The following is a 17,748-nucleotide window of genomic DNA, read 5'->3' on the forward strand; positions in this document are numbered from 1 at the left end:
GGCAGATGCGCTGGAAGTTCTCGCTCGCCGGGCAGTTCCTCGTGCTCCAGTTCGGCATCGTGCTGCTGGTCGTCGGCGCGGTCGCCGCGGTGTCACTCGCCGAGGCCGACGCCGCCTTCCGCCGCGACCAGGGCGCCAAGCTGCGCTCCAGCGCGGAGAACCTGGCGGCCACCGACGTGATCCGGGCCGGGATGAGCGGTGTTCCCTGGTTCGACGCGCTCGCCGCGCGGGCCGAGACCGCCCGCAGCGTGTCCGGGGCGTCGTTCGTCGAGCTCACCGACGAGGGCGGGGTGCTGCTGACCGGGCCCGAGCGGGGCCGCCCGGCGGCGCTGGCCGACAGCGGCGCGCTGACCGGACGGGCCTGGCTCGGCGTGGTCGAGCACAACGGGCGGGCGCTCGTGGCGCACGCGCCCGTGCTCGACCCGGAGAACGGCGGCGTGCTGGGCCTGGTCATGGTCGGCAAGACCTATCCGACCTTGCCCGAGTCGCTGGCCAGCGCCACCGCCGACCTGCTGACCTATCTGCTGCTCGGTTCCGTGCTCGGCGGCGTGGGGTCGATCCTGCTGTCCCGGCGGATCAAACGGCAGACCCTCGGGCTGGAACCGGTCGAGATCGCCGGGCTGGTCGAGCATCGGGAGGCGATGCTGCACGGCATCAAGGAGGGACTGATCGGCGTCGACCCGGCCGGTCACGTGACCCTCGCCAACGACGAGGCGCGCCGGCTTCTCGGGCTGTCGGGTGAGGTCAACGGGCGGACGTTGCGGTCGCTGGGCGTACCCGAAGAGTTGTTGACCGGAGGTTCCGACGAGCCCGACCGGGTGGTGGTGCACGATTCCCGGGTGCTGGTTCTCAACCGGATGCCGGTGGTGGTCCGCGGGCGCGCTGCGGGTTCGGTCACCACCCTGCGCGACCGCACCGAGCTGACCTCGCTCGAACGTGAGCTGGATCTGAGCCGGCACACCACCGACACGCTGCGGGCACAGGCGCACGAGTTCACCAACCGGCTGCACACCATCTCCGGCCTGGTGCAGCTCGGGCAGTACGACGAAGCGGTCAACTTCATCATCACGGCCGGTGAGCTGCACAACGCGCTCAACCACGAGGTGCAGTCGAGGATCGCCGACCCGGCCCTGGCCGCCCTGATCATCGCGAAGGCCAGCGTCGCGTCCGAGCAGCACGTCGAGCTGCGTGTCGCCGAGGAGACCAGCATGCCCGCCCCCGTCGGCGACCGGCTCGCCGCCGACCTGGTCACGGTCGTCGGCAACCTGATCGACAACGCCCTCGACGCGGTCGGCCCGGACGGCTGGGTCAGCGTGGCCGTCCGTGATCTGGGCGACGAGATCGAGGTGATCGTGACCGACTCGGGTGCCGGGGTGGCCCAGGAGCACGCCGACAAGGTGTTCAGCAGCGGGTTCACCACCAAGTCCGGCGACGGGCACCGTGGGCTCGGCCTCGCACTGATCAGCCGGGTCTGCACGGCCCGCGGCGGCGGCATCACGGTGGACGGGTCGGCGTTCACGGCCCGCCTCCCGGTGGACGCGGAGGAGCCGGAGTGACCCGGGTGCTGGTCGTCGACGACGACTTCATGGTGGCCCGGATCCATCAGGGATTCGTGCAGAAGGTGCCCGGCTTCACCGTCGCCGGCACCGCGCACACCGGAGCGGCGGCGCTGGAGGCCGTCGAACGGCTGCGGCCCGACCTGGTGCTGCTCGACATCTACCTGCCCGACATCTCCGGGCTGGAGATCCTGCGCCGGCTGCGTCAGGAGTCCAGTGCCGTCGACGTCATCGCGATCACCGCGGCCCAGGACGCCGAGACCGTGCGGGCCGCGCTGCGCGGTGGCGTCATGCACTACATCATCAAGCCGTTCACCTTCGACACGCTGCGCGAACGGCTGGAGCGATACACCGAGGCGGTGTCCCGGCTGACCGGGGCGCCGGCCGCGGTTCAGGCCGACGTCGACCGGTTCTTCGGCGGCACCCCGGACGGCGAGGCGGCCCTGCCGAAAGGGCTGGCCGGACGGACCGCCGACCTGGTGATCGCCGTGCTGCGCGAGAGCGACACCGACCTGTCGGCGGCCGAGTGCGCCGAACGGGCCGGCCTGTCCCGCGTCAGCACCCGCCGCTACCTCGAACACCTCGTCCGGCTGGGGAGGGCCCAGGTACGGCTGCGCTACGGCGGGGCCGGCCGGCCCGAGCATCGCTACCTGTGGAAACGCTAGTCAGTCCTCGTCGCTGAAGGCCAGGCGCTCGGTGCTCTCCCGTCCCTTGATCCGGGCGATCAGCTTCGGCAGGTGGGGCAGGCCGAGCGCCGCCACGGCGAGCAGCAGCAGGACCAGGGTGAGCGGGCGGCGTACGAAGATGGTCAGGTCGTTGTCGGCCAGCAGCAACGCCCGCCGGAACTGGATCTCCATCATCGGCCCCAGGATGACGCCGAGGATCACCGGCGCGATCGGGAACTCGAACCGCCGCATGAACACCGCGATCACCCCGATCGTGAACGCGATGAAGACGTCCACGATGCTGCCCGACACCGCGTACACACCGAGCGTCGCGAACACCAGGATGCCGGTGTACAGCAGCGGCCGCGGGATCCGCAGCACCTTCACCCAGATCCGGATCATCGGCAGGTTCAGGGCCAGCAGCATCACGTTGCCGATGAACAGCGACGCGATCAGGCCCCATACCAGGTCCGGCGACTTCTCGAACAGCTGCGGGCCGGGCGCCAGGTCGAAGTAGCCGAACGCCGCGAGCATCACGGCGGCTGTCGCCGACGTCGGGATACCGAGCGTGAGCAGCGGCACCAGCACACCGGAGAACGACGCGTTGTTGGCGGCCTCCGGACCGGCGACGCCCTCGATCGCCCCGTTGCCCCACTCCTCGGGGTGCTTCGAACGGCGTTTCTCCAGCGTGTAGGACACGAAGGTGGGGATCTCGGCGCCACCGGACGGCAGCGCCCCGAACGGGAAGCCGAGTGCGGTGCCGCGCAGCCACGGCCGCCACGAGCGTGACCAGTCCGAGCGGCTCAGCCAGGCGAAACCCTTCCCGGGCGGCTCCAGCGGGGTGACGTGGGCCGGCAGGTCGCGCAGCCGCAGCGCGATGAACAGCGTCTCGCCGATCGCGAACAGGCCCACGATGATCGTCACGATGTCGACGCCGTCCAGCAGCTCGGGCACACCGAAGGTGAACCGCGCCTGCCCGGTCAGGGAGTCGATCCCGATCAGGCCCAGGAACAGACCGAAGGTCAAGGACATGAGGCCGCGTACGAGTGACGCGCCCACCATCGCTGTGACGGTCACCATCGCCAGCACCGCCAGCGCGAAGTAGTCCGACGCACGGAACGTCACCGCGACCCGCGCCATCGGGGCCGCCACGAACGCCAGCAGGATCGTCGAGATCGTGCCGGCCACGAACGAGCCGATCGCCGCCGTTGCCAGAGCGCTGCGGGCCCGGCCGTTGCGGGCCATCTGATAGCCCTCGATCGACGTCGCCACCGACGCCGACTCACCGGGGGTGTTCAGCAGGATCGAGGTGGTCGAGCCGCCGTACATGGCGCCCGCGTAGATCCCGGCGAACATGATGAGCGTGCCGGTCGGGTCGTCGAGCTGTAGCGCCACCGGCAGCAGCAGCGCGATGGTCAGCGCCGGCCCGATGCCCGGCAGCACACCCACCAGCGTGCCGATCGTGACGCCGATCGCCGCGTAGAGCAGGTTCTCCCAGGTGAGGACCGTGCCGAAGCCGGAGAGGAGGTCCATGAACGAACTCACAGCGGCAGCACTCCCGCGGGCAGGACGATCCCGAGCAGCCGGGTGAAGAGCAGATAGATGCCGACCGACAGCCCGACCGCGGTGGCCAGGTCCCGGACGATCACCTCACGCCACGGGCGGGTGCTCAGCAGCCGCGCCGAGACCAGCACGAACGCCACGGTGGCCAGTACGTAACCGAGGACCGTGTACTTCAGCACCACGGAATAGACGATCAACGCGACGAGCAGCAGCACCGGAGTCCGCCACGCTCCTCGCTCGAGGCGGTCCGGGGCGGAGACCCGCTTGCGTACGGCCTCGAGCAGATACCACGCGGCGACGACGACCCACAGGCCCGTCACCACGAGCGGCGCGAGTGTCGGACCGCCGAGGGTGACACCGTTGTCGGCCGCGGCGCTGACGGCCTGCCACAGCAGGGTGAAGCCGGTGAGCAGCAGGACGGCGCCGACGGCCAGCGGGCCGGAGGCGGACGGTTCCGCCTCCGACGCGGCCGGGGCACCTGGGGGGAGTGCCGGATCCATGTCGGTCAGCCCAGGCCGATCTCGGTCAGGACCGTCTTGATACGGGTGCTCTCCGACTCGTAGAAGGCGACCGCCTCGTCGCCGGACTTGTAGAAGTCCTGCCAGTTCTTGGCGGTCAGTTCGGCCTTCCACTGCTCGGAGTTGTGCAGGTCGTCGACGAGCTTGAGCACCGCCGTCCGCTCATCGGCGCTGAGGCCGGGCGGGGCGACCACGCCGCGCCAGTTCATCAGCTCGAGGTCGTACCCCTGCTCCTTGATGCTCTGCGTCGGCGTGCCGGCGCCCGCGTCCTGGCCGGTGGCCGAGGAGACCGCCAGCGCGCGGACGTCACCGGACTTGACCAGGTCGGCGAACTCGCTCGTGCCGGAGACGGCCACGCTGACGTCCCCGGACAGCAGCGCCGCCTTGGTCTCGCCGCCGCCGGAGTAGGCGACGTACTGCTTGGCGACCGCCTTCGCGTCCGCGCCGGCCGCCTTGGCGAACAGGCCGACCAGGATCTGGTCGGTGCCGCCGGCCGAGCCGCCGCCCCACTTCACCGACGTCGGATTGGCCTTGATGTCGTCGGCGAGCTGCTTGAGCGTCGTGTACTTGGAGTCCTTGCGGACCACCACGACCTCCGACTCGGCGGTGAGGGTGGCGATCGGGGTGGTCTTGCTCAGGTCGATCGGGGACTTGTTGGTGACCACGCCGCCGACCATCACGAGGCCGGTCACCATCAGCTGGTGTGCGTCCTTCTGGTGACTGGTGACGAGCTCGGCCAGGCCGATGGTGCCGGCCGCGCCGGTGACGTTGCGGACCTCGGCGGTCTGGTTCTTGAGCAGGCCGGCGTCCTGGAAGACCTTCTGCATCGAGCGGGCCGTGGTGTCCCAGCCCCCACCGGCTCCGGCCGGCGCCATGATCTGCAGGGTCTTGCTCGGGTAGTCCGCCGCCGCGGATCCCGCCGAACCGGGCTTCTCGCCGACGCTCTGGTCAGCGCAACCACCGGCAAGCAACAACGCGGCCGGCAGAGCGACCACGAGAGTCCTTCTGAACATCAGGATCGTGCTCCTGTCACAGGGGGAAGACGAACGTGTTACGCACCCTTGCAGGAGTCAGTGACGCCGGTCACTGTTGTGAAATCTGCGAGCATATTGGTCTTTCTGGTCGCTACGCCCCTCGGTCGGCGGGTTCGGCGTTCAGCGTCCGGGCATAGAGATGCGCCAGCTCGGAGACCAGGCCCAGATCGGCCAGGACGGCCATACCCGGCTCGGCGAGCAGCCGTAACGCGTCGCGGGCCGCCGGGTCGAGGGTCGCATAGCGGCGGCCGACCGACAGGTCGCCGGCGCTCAGGGCCGACAGCCGCCGATCAGCGGGAGCGAGCCGCCGGGCCAGGTCCGCCATCGTCCAGCCCGGACGGGTCGCCAGCCGGTTCCCGGCGGTCCGCAACGCCAGTGGCAGGTGCCCGCAGTACCCCGCGACCGCCCGCGCGTGCCGGCACTCCGGGAGCCCGGTGATGGCGGTCAGCAACCGCACCGACTCGTCGGCGGCCAGCGGTGCCAGCCGGATCTGCTCGGTCGCCGGACTCAGTCGCCGGGCGGTGATCAGAATCGCCCGCCCCGCCGTCGCCGGGACCACCGAGGGATCGGCGACATCATCGAGAACCACCAGGTCACCGGCCTCCCCGGCACGGGCCAGCCGGTCGGCCACCTCGTCCGGCGACGCCGGTCGGGAGCCGTTGCCCCGGCAGTCCACGAAGCGCACTCTTCCCGCGAACCGGGTGGCGGCGTGCACCGCGAGGGCCGTCTTGCCGACACCGGGTGGCCCGGACACGACCGTCACCGTGTCCGGCCGGCAGGCTTCGGACAGGTGGGCCAGCTCGGCGCGGCGGCCGGTGAAGTCGGGCAGGTCGCGGGGGAGCGCACACACGCCGGAGCCGGTGTTGCGGGCGGCCCGCGCGGCGGTGGTCAGCGCGTGGCGGTGCATGGCGCCGAGACCGAGGGCGGTGGCGAGGGCGTCGATCGTACGGCGCTGAGGCGCCCGGCTGAGCCCGCGTTCCATGTCGCCGATCGCCCGCACACTGATGCCCGACCTGACGCTCAGCTCGTGCTGGGTCATCCGGGCCGCGCGCCGGTGGTCACGGAGCAGTGTGGCGAACAGCGGTGCGGTCATGCCGCCAAGCCTCCGGCGCGGTCGTGTCCCGGGGCTTGAGTAGAACGACTGCGCATGTCGGAAGCGGTAGGCCCCGATGGCAGGATGCGGGGATGCGCGCGGGGGAAGCACTGTTCGGCCGGGACGGCGAGCTGGCGTTGCTCGACCGGTTGCTGGCCGGGGCGGCCGCCGAGCGCGGTGCGGCCCTGGTGATCCGCGGCGAGCCGGGGATCGGCAAGACGGCGCTGCTGACATGGCTGGCCCGGACGGCCGGGGAACGCGGCATGCGGGTGCTGACGTCCTCCGGGGTGGAGAGCGAGTCGCGCCTGCCGTACGCCGCCCTGCATCAGTTGCTGTATCCGCTCGCCTCCGCGATCGACGCCCTGCCACCGGTGCACCGGGCCGCGCTGCGTGCCGCCTTCGGTCAGCAGGAGGGGACCCCCGACCTGTACGCCGTGGCGCTGGCCGCCCTCGAGGTCGTCGTCGACACCGCCGTGGACCGGCCGGTCGTGCTGGTTCTGGACGACCTGCACTGGCTGGACAAGGCCAGCGCGGACGTGCTGGCCTTCGTCGGCCGGCGGATCGGCAGCGACGCGGTCCTGGCCGTGGGCGGCACCCGGACCGTCGCGCTCGACGACCCCCAGCGCCGGGCCGACCTGCCCGACCTGGAACTCGGGCGGCTCACCGCGGCCGACTCCGCGGCACTGCTCGACTCGCACGCCCCGCGACTGTCCCCGGCGGTGCGGGACCGGTTCCTGGCCGAGGCCGCCGGGAACCCGCTCGCGCTGGTGGAGCTGCCCCGCAGCGCGGCGGTGAACGCCGTGGCCGGCTCGCCGAGCGCGGCGCTGCCGCTCAACAACAGACTGGAGGCGGCGTTCGCGGCACGGGTGAACGATCTGGGCGTACGAGAAGGTGCCCTGCTCCTGACCCTTGCCGCAGACGCGGCCTGCAATGTGCGCCGGCTGCTCGCTGCGGCGAGTGAGACGGCCGGCGAGCCGGTGACCTTGAGTGACGCTCAGCGGGCGATGGACGCCGGCCTGATCGAGGTGGCCGGATCGTCGCTGCGGTTCCGGCATCCGCTCATGCGGTCGGCCGTCTACCAGCGGGCACCGCTGCTTACCCGTCTGGCCGTACACCGCGCACTGGCCGGTCAGCTCGCGGACTTCCCCGACCGCCGGTTGTGGCACCTGGCGTCGGCGACCATGGGCCCCGACCCGGAGCTCGCCGCCGAACTGGAACGGTACGCCGAGCGGGCCGGGCGCCGCGGTGCCACGATGTCGGCGGTGTCCGCCCTGCATCGGGCCGGTGAGCTGACCGAGCAGCCGGCCGCTGCGACGTCGCTGGTGCTCCGGGCCGCCGAACTGGCCAGTGAGATCGGCGCCCGTCACGAGGTCGAGCGGCTGATCACCGAGAGCGATCCGTCGGCACTCGGCCCGGTCGAGCGGGCCCGGCTCGCCAACATCCTCGAGGTGGTGCGATATCCGGCCTACCGGGATCCGGCCGCCCGGGTCCGGGAGCTGACCGACCTGGCCGTGGCGGCCCGTGACGCGGGTAGCCCGTACGTGTTCACGCAGCTTCTGTGGCGAGCCGCGTCGCGCTGTTTCTTCCAGGACACCGGGCCCGACCCGGCCGCGGCACGGGGCCGGGTCGCCGCGCTGGCCGACCCGGACGGCGACGATCCGCTGACCCTGGCGCTCCTGGCCTACACCGTTCCCGAGGAACGCGGCGCCGAGGTGCTCGGCCGGCTCGATCGGGCCGCGGAGACCGATCAGGGGCCGGAGGCGATGCGGTTCCTCGGCAGCGCCGCGCTGGTGCTGGGTGACTTCGCCCGGAGCACGGCGTGGCTCGACCGCGCGGTCGCGGACGCTCGCGCGCAGGGCCGCCTCGCCGTGCTGGCCCGTCTGCTGAGCAGTACCAACTGGGGCCGGCTCTGGCTCGGCGAATGGGATCGCGCGATCGCCGAGCTGACCGAGGCCAGGACCCTGGCCCGGGAGACCGGCGAGGCGTTCTACGCGGTCGCCGCGCAGACCAGCATCGGTGCGATCAGCGCGCTGCGTGGCGATCTCGACTCGGCGCAGCGGCTGCTCGACGAGGTCGCGGCCAGCCCGCTGGCCGCGGGCATGAGTTACATCCAGGTGGCGATGGCCCAGGCACGCGGTCTGGTCCATCTCTTCCGCGGCGACGCACATCGGGCGTACGCCGTACTGGCGGCCACCTTCGACCCGGTGTCGCCGGTCTTCCACCGGTACATGCGATGGTGGCTCGTGCCGGACCTGATCGACGCGGCGGCCGCCGCCCAGCGGCCGGACGACGCGCGTGACCTGATCATCGGGTTGCCCGAACTGGCCGCCGCCGTGCGCGCCCCGATCGTGGTGGTTGCCGCCGAGTATGCGGCCGTCGTGCTGGACGGCGGCGAGGACCTGACCGGTGAGATCGGACGGTGGCCGCTCTACCGGGCCCGCCTGCAACTGCATCTGGGCCGCCGGGAACGCCGCCGATATCGCACCACCGAGGCTCGTGACCTGCTGCGATCGGCCCGGGAGACATTCGACGCTCTCGGCGCGCAGCCGTGGGCCGAGGCGGCGCGTGCCGAGTTGCGGGCGGCCGGCGAGAACAGCGGGACCCGCGTGTCGGCGGCCCGGGAGAGCCTGTCACCGCAGGAGCTCCAGATCGCCACGCTGGCAGCCGATGGGCTGACGAACCGGCAGATCGCCGAACGGCTGTTCCTGTCGCATCGTACGGTCGGGTCTCATCTGTACCGCATCTACCCGAAGCTCGGCGTGACCCGGCGCGCCCAGCTCGCCGGCGCGCTGGCGAACTCCGTATGACGGTTTTGGTATGAGACCCCTGGGGGCCAGGTAGCTCACACTGAAGGCTGTCTATACAGCCTGGCGAACGGAGCCCCCCATGCCCGGTCCCACACGACATCGGCGCATAGTCGCGCTGCTCGTACCCGCCCTCGCCGGTATGCTCGTCGCCACCCTCACGGTGTTCGGGTTCCCCCAGCCCGCCGCCGCGGCGACCCTGACCGTCGCGCAGGCGATCAGCTCCCAGACCGGCGCCGGTGCCACGGTCGCCGGCTACATCGTCGGCGAGCCCACCGCCACCAACACGGTCCGGTTCAGCGGCTTCACCGGCGACACCGCGCTGGCCATCGCCGACAGCGCGTCCACGACCAGCACGGGCAGCATGCTGTACGTCCAGATCACCAGCTCCTACCGGTCGTCGTTCGGACTGCTCAGCAACCCCTCGCTGATCGGCAAGAGGCTCACCGTCACCGGGACGCTCACGGCGTACTTCACCCACGCCGGCCTCAAATCGCCGACCGCCATGACGCTCGGCACCGGCTCCACCACCAGCCCGACGGCCACCGTCTCCCCGACGGCGTCGAGCGGCACCGACGCCTACTACGCCGCGGCGCTCGGCAAGACCGGCCCCAGCCTCAGGTCGTCGCTGCACACGATCATCTCGACCGGCGTGACCAGGCTGTCCTACGACGGCGTCTGGGAGGCCCTCAAGGTCACCGACCAGGACCCCTCGAACCCGTCGAACGTGCGCCTGTTCTACTCGAACGTCAGCCGTTCCAAGTCGCTCAACGGCGGCGCCTCCGGCAACTGGAACCGGGAACACGTGTGGGCCCAGTCCCACGGCGACTTCGGCACCACCGCCGGACCCGGCACCGACCTGCACCACCTGCGTCCCGAGGACGTGGCGGTCAACGCGCTGCGCGGCAACCTCGACTTCGACAACGGCGGCAGCGCGGCCTCGGGCGCCAGCGGCAACTACTACGATTCCGACTCGTGGGAGCCCCGCTCCGCCGTCAAGGGCGACGTGGCCCGGATGCTGTTCTACATGGCGGTCCGCTACGAGGGCGACGACGCGTTCGCCAACCTCGAGCTCAACAACGTGACCGGCAACGGCGGCGTGCGCTTCCACGGCAAGCTGTCGACCCTGATGGCCTGGCACAACGCCGACCCGCCGGACAGCGCCGAGCGGGCCCGCAACCAGACGATCTACGCCAGCTACCAGCGCAACCGAAACCCCTTCATCGACCACCCGGAGTGGGTCGCGTCGATCTTCGGCTGAACCCGGCCCCCCCCGAAGCGGCCACCGTCACCCCCGCGGCGGTGGCCGCCGCCGTCCCTCCCGCCGGCTGTGTCGTACTGCCGTCTCCACCCCTGGTGATGCAGCGGTACGACACGGCCGGGTCCGACGGTGACCAGACGCCCTCAGCCCCGGCGGTCGCGTTGGGGCCTTGCGCCGCGCATCGCGCGCGTTCGCGATGGCGGTGCGGCCCTGATTGCGGTTGGTCACGACTCCGTGCGTACCCCATCGTGAATGTCGGCAGCGGAACCCGGGAGCCTGCGGTGAGTGACCGGATCGCTCGGCGCCGTTTAGGCGCGTACCAGCGTGGTATGTGGCCGTCGAGCGAAAGGAGCAGGCATGAGTCGCACCGGGAAGGTGTTGTTGATCGCCGGGCCGTTCGTGGCGGGCGCCGCGGCCGTCGCCGTCGGACGCAGGGCGAAGCGGAGGACGCCGGCCCGGCACCGGCATGTGGTGACGGTGTACCGGCCGCTGGTCGAACTGGAGGTCACCCAGCTGCCAGGCTCTCTCAGCGAGATCGTCGACCGGGTCGAGGTCAGCCTCGCGGCCGCGCCCGGTGGACGCGGGACCGAGATCGCGATCCGGATCCCGGACGGCTCCCCGATCACCGACGGTGAGGTGCGGCGGGCGCTGCGGGAGACCCGGTCGCTGCTGGAGGCCGGTGACGTTCTGTTGCCGTCCGGGCCGCCCACGACCGTCTCGACACCACTGAACCGGCCGTTGCAGAAGGTTACCGCGCACGGTCGTGAAGGAGGTCTGCTGTGAAGGCGTTGCAGTGGCAGGGCATCAACAAGCTCGCGGTCGGAACCGTCCCTGACCCCGAGCTGCGCAACCCGGGCGACATCATCGTCAAGGTCACCAGGACGGTGACGTGCGGCTCCGACCTGCACCTGATCGGCGGCTACATCCCGTTCATGGAGAAGGGTGACGTGCTCGGGCACGAATTCCTCGGCGAGGTCGTCGAGGTCGGCCCGGACGTGCGCAACCACCGGGCCGGTGACCGTGTCGTGGTGTCGTCGTTCATCTCGTGCGGCAGCTGCTGGTACTGCGACCAGAGACTGTTCTCGCTGTGCGACAACGGCAACACGAACCCGGCGATCACGGAGACGATGTGGGGTCAGGCGCCCAGCGGCTGCTTCGGCTATTCGCACGCCATGGGTGGCAACGCCGGCAGTCACGCCGAGTACATCCGGGTGCCGTTCGCTGACGTCGGCGCGTTCACCGTGCCGGACACCGTCAGTGATGAGCGGGCCGTCTTCGCCTCCGACTCCGCCTCGACCGGCTGGATGGGCGCCGATCTCGGCGGGGTGGGGCCCGGAGACGTCGTCGCGGTCTGGGGCGCCGGGGCGGTCGGGCAGATGGCGGCCCGCGCCGCCGTGCTGCTCGGCGCCGATCGGGTGATCGTCATCGACCGTCTGGAGAACCGCCTCGACCAGGTGCGGCGGCACGTCGGCGCCGAGACGCTCAACTACGAGAGTGACGACATCGCCGGTGAGCTGCGTGAACGCAGCGGCGGCCGCGGGCCGGACGTGTGCATCGAAGCGGTCGGCATGGAGGCGCACTCGCCGGGTCCGCAGTTCGCCTACGACCAGCTCAAACAGCAGCTCCGGCTGCAGACCGACCGTCCTGTGGCGGTCCGCGACGCGATCCACGCCTGCCGTAAAGGCGGCTCCGTCTTCGTCCTCGGCGTCTACGCCGGGTTCGTCGACAAGTTTCCGCTCGGCGCGCTGATGAACAAGGGTCTGACGGTACGCGGAGCGCAGATGCACGGGCAGCGTTACATCCCCATGCTGCTCGAGCGGATGGCGAAGAACGAACTGGTCACGGAGTATCTGGCGACGCACGTGATGCCGCTCGGCGAGGCGCCGGAGGGCTACCGCATCTTCAAGGAGAAGAAGGACGACTGCGTACGCGCGGTGTTCGTACCCTGACGACGCGGACGCCATCGTGTGACGAGGGCGGCGGCGAGGAGAAGCTCGGCGATGTCTCCGCCGTAGTACATCAACTCGGCGCCGCCCTCGCGCTCGGCCCGCGGTGTCGCCGGATCGCCGACGACCCCGGCGAACATGAGTTGCGAGAAGACCGCGTGAAAGGCGATCGCCACCCCCAGGACCATCAGCCGTACGGGAACCGACGGCCGTCGTGGCGCCGGGTCCGGTCCGGCCACCACCCACGCGAACAGGTACCCGGCCAGCAGGAAGTGCACCTGAACCACCTGGATGCCGATTCCCAGCACCACCCCCGGCAGGGTGATGCCGCGGCGCCGGAGCGACGCGGCAATCCGATGCGCATGGCGAGGTTCCCGCACGTGCCGTTCGACTTCCGGGCCACCGGCATGATCACAGCCGAGGACGAGGTCCGGCACATCTGCTCATGCTGTGTCGCCACGATCGGCGGCCGCCGCGGTGAGCGCTCGTGGACCCGTACCGCACCCCGCCCTTGATCTGGTCGTTAGGCTGCCGCCCATGTCGTTCCGCGCCGGTGACGTGCTGGTTGTCTCCTGCCCCTTCGCGCCGACCGTCGTGACCGGCCTGGACAGGTACCACGTCAGCATCCGATGGCCCTGGTGGGAGATCGATCCGGAGTCCGAGGACGTCCGGTGGAGCGGTGACGCCGCGCTGGGCCTGGACGATCCGGACGAGCTCTACGTGACCGAGCCGCCGACCGGCAGCCTCACCGTCGGTGACACGTGCCGGGTCGGCATGCCGCCGCGGATCGTGCACGTCCTCGAGGCCGACGAGTTCGACGAACCGCAGCTGACCGGCTGGCTGCCCCGGCCCACGAAAGTCCTGCTCGTGCTGCGGGCGGGGGAGGAGCCGAACCCGGAGTACGAGTTCCAGGGCACCACCGTGGAGGTCGACGGCGGTGTGCCGATCACCTTCGAGACGATCTTCCGGCCGTACGCGTTCCTCGAGCTCGGTGACGACGTGGCTGACGCCGCGGGGCGGGCCTGGCGCTTCGGCGGGGCTCTCGGATGGACGGCCTACGACGACGGGGAGGGTGTGCCGGCCTGGCCGTTGACGCTGCTCAGCGGCTGCGCGGATCCGGCCGCCGTCACCGCCGCGACCGCTTCCGGGTCCCACGACGACGAGGTCGCCCGCTGGCGTGCGGCGGCCGGTCTCGAACCGCGGAACGCCGTCCGGTAGGCGTGCGGGCTCGCGCCGACGATGCGCTTGAACCGGTCACGGAACGCGGTCGGTGATCCGAAACCGACATGACCGGCGATGGTCTCGACCGGCTGGTCGGTGGTCTCCAGCAGGTGCTGGGCCTGCCGGACCCGGGCCCGCAGCAGCCACTGCAGCGGCGTCGTGCCGGTCTGCTCACGGAAGCGGCGGTTCAGGGTGCGGATGCTCATGCCGGACCGGGCGGCCAGATCGCCCAGGGTCAGGTCGATGTCGGTGTTCTCCTGCATCCAGCGCAGCAGCGGTTCGAGGCCCTCGCCGCGGGGCACGGGCGGCTGCTCGGGGATGATGAATTGGGCCTGGCCACCCTCGCGCTCCAGCGGCATGACCGACAGCCGAGCGGCGTCCGCGGCCACCGCCGAACCGTGGTCCCGCCTGATCAGATGCAGACACAGATCGAGGCCCGCGGCGGCTCCGGCCGAGGTCAGGAACTGGCCGTTGTCGACGTAGAGGACGTCCGGGTCGACGTCGATCTCCGGGTACCGGGCGGCGAGCGCTCCGGCGGCCAGCCAGTGCGTGGTGGCGCGCAGCCCGTCGAGCAGGCCGGTGGCGGCCAGGACGAAGGCTCCGGAACAGATGGAGGCGATCCGGGCACCGTCCGCCGCGGCTTTCCGCAGGTGATCAACAACCTCCTGCGGTACGGCCACGCCGGGATCCGCACACCCCGGCAGGATGATCGTGTCGGCGTCGAGGAGCGCGTCGAGTCCCCACGGCGCCCGCAGACTGAACGCGCCGGCGTCGACGGACGGCGTGGCCGCGCAGATCCGCACCTCGTACGCGGTGCCGCCCTCGGCGAGCCGCACCCGGCTGAACACCTCGATCGGCGTCGACAGGTCGAACGGGATGACCCCGTCCAGGGCGAGAACCACGACCGTGTGCATGCCGCCACCCTACGGCCACCGTTGGCCGGAATCCGTTGCAGGTGGGCAATCCTGCCAGTTCCGGCGCGCTCACCGGATGCCTAGCGTTCCCCGCGTGACGAAGTTGCTCCTCTCCCTGCACGTGCTCGCCGCCATCATCGCGATCGGCCCGGTCACCGTGGCGGCCAGCATGTTCCCGGCCGTGGCGCGGCGCTCCGACCGGTCCCGGCTCACGCTGCTGCACCGCATCTGCCGCGTCTACAGCCTGGTCGGCGTTGCCGTACCGGTCTTCGGCCTGGCCACCGCGAGCAGCCTCGGCGTGCTCGGCGACGCCTGGCTGATCACCTCGATCGGCCTTACGGGGGCCGCCGCCCTGATCCTGGCGCTGGTGATCCTTCCCGGTCAGGAGCGGGTTCTGGCAGGAGAGGCGGTGACACGGCTGGGCATGGTCACCGGGATCTTCAACCTGCTCTGGGCCACGGTCACCGTGCTGATGATCGTCCGCCCCGGCTCGACGACCGGGGCCTGACCGTGCGCGCCGCCTCGTGGGCCGAGCTGATCTCGCTCGCCGTTCTCCTGCTCAACCTGGCCACCGTGCACCTGGACCCGGTCACGTCACTGGGCGGGCCGGTGCACGGATGCGCGTACCTGGTCGTCGTGATCCTCACCCTGCGTCGTCCGGGCCTGTCCGCCGGCACCCGGATGCTGGGCCTGATCCCCGGCGTCGGCGGGCTCCTCGTGCTGCGCCGTCTCAGCTGACGTCGATCAGAACCACGGTCGCGTTGTCGTCGCCGCCCGCCGTCAGGGTCGACTCCAGCAGCTCGTGGACGGTTGCCCGCCCGGTCAGAGCGGCGGCCAGGAACCGGTCGTCGAGCTGGTCGGAGACGCCGTCCGTACAGAGTAGGAATCGGTCACCCGGGCGCAGGCTGACGTTGAGCAGATCGGGTTCCGGCATGCCGGGATGGCCCGCATAGCGGGTCAGCCGATGCCGGTCGATCCAGGCCTCCCGGGAGTTCGGCGCGTACCACCCGTTGAGGATGCCCAGCCAGGCCGCGGTGTGATCGGAGGTGAGCAGCTCCAGGACGCCGTCGCGCACCCGGTAGGCCCGCGAGTCGCCCAGCTGCACGATCCAGACGCTGCCTTCCTCGCCCGGACCGTCAGCGTCTTGAACGAAAGCGGTCAGGGTGCATCCGGTCAGCCCGTCGATGCGGCGCCCCGCGTCCCTGACCGCCCTCTGCACCCCGGCCACGGCGGCACGCAAGGCCGCCGGTCCGGTCACCGCCGCCGTCTCACGGACGAAGACCTCCACCGATGTACGCCCGGCGGCCGTGCTGCCGGGACCGTCGCCCATCCCGTCCGCGACCACCGCGAGCGGACGTACCGTGTCGAGGTGCAGCACGTCGAAGTTGTCCCGGTAACGGTTGCCGACGACGCTGCCGGCCGTCGCGGTGACCAGGCGGCCCGCCACCGTCCACTCGGCCGTCGTGATTTCCATGCCCGAAGGTTACGGCCGTCCGGGAACCCGCGGCCGCGACGGCCCGTCGTACCGGCCATGAGCCTACGATCGGTGATCGCCGTGCTGGCCGTGCTGATGCTCCCGGCGTGGGCGTCGCCGGAGGTGGCCGGGCTCCCCTCACCGGCCCCCTCGCGGTCGGACACGGCTGCCGAGCTGCCGCCCGGATGGCGGTGGGAGTCCTACGGAGGCGTCCAGGTCGGCGTGCCCGGCGAATGGGGCTGGGACGACCGTGCCCTCCGCCTCGACGCGTGGTGCATCGAGACGGACTCGGAACGAAAGCCGATCGTGGCCCGGCCCGGCGCCCCGGTCCCGGCGATCGGCTGCCCCGACGGCGGAAACCTGATCAAGAACACCGGCTGGGTGGTCGGATTCGGTCAGGCGATGCCCGGTGAACCGGAGGGCGTCCTGAACTCCGGTGACCGCACGACGATCCGTACGGCGGTTGTCGACGTGATCGTCCAGACCCCCGCCGAGCGGCGGGAACGCATCGTCGCCACGATCCACCGGGTCGACGTCGACGCGTACCGATGCCCGGCCACCCATCCGATCAGCACGACGACGCAGTGGCGGCCTCCGGCGGGGCCGGACATCGCCGCGCTTCGTGACGTCACGTCGCTCTCCGCCTGCCGCTACGAGCTCGACCCGCGCGGCGCGATCATCTCCAGCCTGCGGCTGGACGCCGGTCCGGCCCAGCGGGCGTTGCAGGGCGTCGTCCGGGCGCCGAGAGGCGGCGGGCCCGACCGTCCACAGGACTGCTCACCCGAGGTGGCCTGGGGCCGTGAGGCGATCGTTCTGCGGGTTGAGTCGGCGGCCGGGCTTACCGAGATCACCGTGCGGTACTCCTCCTGCGTTGGCCACGGATTCGACGACGGCGGCACCGTCCGCGGGCTCACGCCCGCCGCGATGGCGCCGTTCACCAGTGGGGCGAACACCGTGCCGGGGCTCTCGGCCCAGATCGCCGAGGCACTGTCCCCACGGCCGAGTGCCAGCGGCTCCTAGAGGCCCTTGTATCGAAGCGGGAGGCGGGCTGCGGCGTGGCCCAGCCGCCGGCCGGGGTTGTGGGTGGCCGAGGCGCGGGGTTGTGGGTGGCCGAGGCGCGGGGTTGTGGGTGGCCGAGCCGCTGGGTTGTGGGTGGCCGAGGCGCGGGGTTGTGGGTGGCCGAGCCGCTGGGTTGTGGGTGGCCGAGCCGCCGGGCTGCGGCGTGGCCCAGCCGCCGCCCGGCCGGACGCCGCGAACGCCCGGATGCAACCCCGGTGTCCGGGCGCCCACGGCGCCCCACCCGGAGGACACCTGAACCTCGCCTCGCTCCGGTCCCACTCCGATACAGGCCCTGGCCGCAACGGTTCCCGGCTCCCGCCGCAGCCGGGTGTCCCACTCTGCGGTTGTGACATCCCACCGATCGGCTGGCGGACATCCAGGCCGAGCCGTCTGCCGGCGGTCAACCGAGTCCGCCAGTGCGGCGGGTCGCCCCTCCCGCCGCGTGGTGACCCGTGGCGCATATACGGGCGCGGGTCACCACGAAGCCGGGCACGGCGGAGTGTGGTGATTTGTGGCGCGCCCATGGGCGTGGGTGACCACGTAGGTGGGCCTGCCCCGTTTTGACGGACATCCAAGATCAGGGGACCTGGGGTCTCCGGGAGGATGTCCAGCATCATGGAGAGCGTGGGAAAGAAGCGAT

General features: G+C 71.4%; 17 protein-coding genes. 10 read left to right on the top strand and 7 right to left on the bottom strand.

Going from position 1 to position 17,748, the window contains the following annotated elements; translation table 11 throughout:
* Window positions 1-5 precede the first annotated feature (5 nt).
* Window positions 6-1,556: a sensor histidine kinase gene (locus CLV67_RS44565; protein WP_106329904.1), complete on the top strand. Its 1,551-nt coding sequence runs from the start codon at window positions 6-8 to the stop codon at window positions 1,554-1,556.
* Window positions 1,553-2,221, top strand: coding sequence for a response regulator (locus CLV67_RS44570; RefSeq protein ID WP_106329906.1), 669 nt, complete (start codon window positions 1,553-1,555; stop codon window positions 2,219-2,221). Before CLV67_RS44565 ends, CLV67_RS44570 begins: the two co-directional genes overlap by 4 nt.
* Here CLV67_RS44570 and CLV67_RS44575 read toward each other — a convergent pair whose 3' ends face one another.
* The 4 genes from CLV67_RS44575 to CLV67_RS44590 form a co-directional block, all read right to left on the bottom strand.
* Window positions 2,222-3,754, bottom strand: a complete 1,533-nt coding sequence (locus CLV67_RS44575) for a tripartite tricarboxylate transporter permease (RefSeq protein ID WP_106329946.1) — start codon at window positions 3,752-3,754, stop codon at window positions 2,222-2,224.
* Window positions 3,755-3,762: 8 nt separating this feature from the next.
* Window positions 3,763-4,284, bottom strand: coding sequence for a tripartite tricarboxylate transporter TctB family protein (locus CLV67_RS44580; protein WP_106329908.1), 522 nt, complete (start codon window positions 4,282-4,284; stop codon window positions 3,763-3,765).
* 5 nt (window positions 4,285-4,289) lie between these two features.
* On the bottom strand, window positions 4,290-5,315 hold the full coding sequence (locus CLV67_RS44585; RefSeq protein WP_106329910.1) for a Bug family tripartite tricarboxylate transporter substrate binding protein: 1,026 nt from the start codon (window positions 5,313-5,315) through the stop codon (window positions 4,290-4,292).
* A gap of 112 nt (window positions 5,316-5,427) precedes the next feature.
* Complete coding sequence (locus CLV67_RS44590) at window positions 5,428-6,429, bottom strand: helix-turn-helix domain-containing protein (RefSeq protein WP_106329912.1); 1,002 nt, start codon at window positions 6,427-6,429, stop codon at window positions 5,428-5,430.
* Between the two features lie 92 nt (window positions 6,430-6,521).
* Here CLV67_RS44590 and CLV67_RS44595 point away from each other — a divergent pair, with 92 nt between their 5' ends.
* From CLV67_RS44595 to CLV67_RS44610, 4 genes are all read left to right on the top strand, one after another.
* Window positions 6,522-9,236 carry an ATP-binding protein gene (locus tag CLV67_RS44595; RefSeq protein ID WP_106329914.1) on the top strand — a complete coding sequence of 905 codons (2,715 nt, stop codon included), beginning with the start codon at window positions 6,522-6,524 and terminating at the stop codon, window positions 9,234-9,236.
* Between the two features lie 79 nt (window positions 9,237-9,315).
* Window positions 9,316-10,494 (top strand): endonuclease, encoded by a 1,179-nt coding sequence (locus CLV67_RS44600; protein ID WP_106329916.1) that lies wholly within the window; start codon window positions 9,316-9,318, stop codon window positions 10,492-10,494.
* 357 nt (window positions 10,495-10,851) lie between these two features.
* Window positions 10,852-11,277, top strand: a complete 426-nt coding sequence (locus tag CLV67_RS44605; protein WP_106329918.1) for a hypothetical protein — start codon at window positions 10,852-10,854, stop codon at window positions 11,275-11,277.
* Window positions 11,274-12,443 (top strand): zinc-dependent alcohol dehydrogenase, encoded by a 1,170-nt coding sequence (locus tag CLV67_RS44610; RefSeq protein WP_106329920.1) that lies wholly within the window; start codon window positions 11,274-11,276, stop codon window positions 12,441-12,443. The genes CLV67_RS44605 and CLV67_RS44610 overlap by 4 nt, the downstream gene beginning before the upstream one ends.
* Here CLV67_RS44610 and CLV67_RS44615 read toward each other — a convergent pair.
* Window positions 12,386-12,751, bottom strand: coding sequence for a cytochrome c oxidase assembly protein (locus CLV67_RS44615; protein WP_203737750.1), 366 nt, complete (start codon window positions 12,749-12,751; stop codon window positions 12,386-12,388). The genes CLV67_RS44610 and CLV67_RS44615 overlap by 58 nt on opposite strands.
* A 51-nt stretch (window positions 12,752-12,802) precedes the next feature.
* Between CLV67_RS44615 and CLV67_RS52405 the strand changes: the two genes are divergently transcribed.
* Window positions 12,803-12,955, top strand: coding sequence for a hypothetical protein (locus tag CLV67_RS52405; RefSeq protein ID WP_170154238.1), 153 nt, complete (start codon window positions 12,803-12,805; stop codon window positions 12,953-12,955).
* A 540-nt stretch (window positions 12,956-13,495) separates the two neighbouring features.
* Here the strand turns inward: CLV67_RS52405 and CLV67_RS44620 are convergent.
* Window positions 13,496-14,575, bottom strand: coding sequence for a GlxA family transcriptional regulator (locus CLV67_RS44620; RefSeq protein WP_106329924.1), 1,080 nt, complete (start codon window positions 14,573-14,575; stop codon window positions 13,496-13,498).
* A 94-nt stretch (window positions 14,576-14,669) separates the two neighbouring features.
* Here CLV67_RS44620 and CLV67_RS44625 point away from each other — a divergent pair, with 94 nt between their 5' ends.
* Both CLV67_RS44625 and CLV67_RS44630 read left to right on the top strand, forming a co-directional pair.
* A complete protein-coding gene (locus CLV67_RS44625) occupies window positions 14,670-15,083 on the top strand; it encodes a hypothetical protein (protein ID WP_106329926.1) in 414 nt (137 codons plus the stop codon).
* Window positions 15,084-15,085: 2 nt separating this feature from the next.
* Window positions 15,086-15,313 (top strand): DUF3817 domain-containing protein, encoded by a 228-nt coding sequence (locus CLV67_RS44630; protein WP_203737752.1) that lies wholly within the window; start codon window positions 15,086-15,088, stop codon window positions 15,311-15,313.
* Here CLV67_RS44630 and CLV67_RS44635 read toward each other — a convergent pair.
* Window positions 15,306-16,049 carry a PP2C family protein-serine/threonine phosphatase gene (locus tag CLV67_RS44635; RefSeq protein WP_106329930.1) on the bottom strand — a complete coding sequence of 248 codons (744 nt, stop codon included), beginning with the start codon at window positions 16,047-16,049 and terminating at the stop codon, window positions 15,306-15,308. The two genes, CLV67_RS44630 and CLV67_RS44635, sit on opposite strands and share 8 nt — an antisense overlap.
* Before the next feature lie 57 nt (window positions 16,050-16,106).
* Here CLV67_RS44635 and CLV67_RS44640 point away from each other — a divergent pair, with 57 nt between their 5' ends.
* Entirely contained in the window at window positions 16,107-17,069 is a 963-nt protein-coding gene (locus CLV67_RS44640; protein ID WP_106329932.1) for a hypothetical protein, read from the top strand.
* Window positions 17,070-17,748: the final 679 nt, after the last annotated feature.

Source organism: Actinoplanes italicus, from assembly GCF_003001815.1.
Classification (GTDB): Bacteria; Actinomycetota; Actinomycetes; order Mycobacteriales; family Micromonosporaceae; genus Actinoplanes; species Actinoplanes italicus.

Bases quoted from the DNA above. Each gene is read 5' to 3' on its own strand.
- CLV67_RS44575 (WP_106329946.1), bottom strand. From the start codon at position 3,754: ATGGACCTCCTCTCCGGCTTCGGCACGGTCCTCACCTGGGAGAACCTG.
- CLV67_RS44585 (WP_106329910.1), bottom strand. From the start codon at position 5,315: ATGTTCAGAAGGACTCTCGTGGTCGCTCTGCCGGCCGCGTTGTTGCTT.
- CLV67_RS44605 (WP_106329918.1), top strand. From the start codon at position 10,852: ATGAGTCGCACCGGGAAGGTGTTGTTGATCGCCGGGCCGTTCGTGGCG.
- CLV67_RS44640 (WP_106329932.1), top strand. From the start codon at position 16,107: ATGAGCCTACGATCGGTGATCGCCGTGCTGGCCGTGCTGATGCTCCCG.
- CLV67_RS44580 (WP_106329908.1), bottom strand. From the start codon at position 4,284: ATGGATCCGGCACTCCCCCCAGGTGCCCCGGCCGCGTCGGAGGCGGAA.
- CLV67_RS44635 (WP_106329930.1), bottom strand. From the start codon at position 16,049: ATGGAAATCACGACGGCCGAGTGGACGGTGGCGGGCCGCCTGGTCACC.
- CLV67_RS52405 (WP_170154238.1), top strand. From the start codon at position 12,803: ATGGCGAGGTTCCCGCACGTGCCGTTCGACTTCCGGGCCACCGGCATG.
- CLV67_RS44590 (WP_106329912.1), bottom strand. From the start codon at position 6,429: ATGACCGCACCGCTGTTCGCCACACTGCTCCGTGACCACCGGCGCGCG.
- CLV67_RS44595 (WP_106329914.1), top strand. From the start codon at position 6,522: ATGCGCGCGGGGGAAGCACTGTTCGGCCGGGACGGCGAGCTGGCGTTG.
- CLV67_RS44565 (WP_106329904.1), top strand. From the start codon at position 6: ATGCGCTGGAAGTTCTCGCTCGCCGGGCAGTTCCTCGTGCTCCAGTTC.
- CLV67_RS44620 (WP_106329924.1), bottom strand. From the start codon at position 14,575: ATGCACACGGTCGTGGTTCTCGCCCTGGACGGGGTCATCCCGTTCGAC.
- CLV67_RS44600 (WP_106329916.1), top strand. From the start codon at position 9,316: ATGCCCGGTCCCACACGACATCGGCGCATAGTCGCGCTGCTCGTACCC.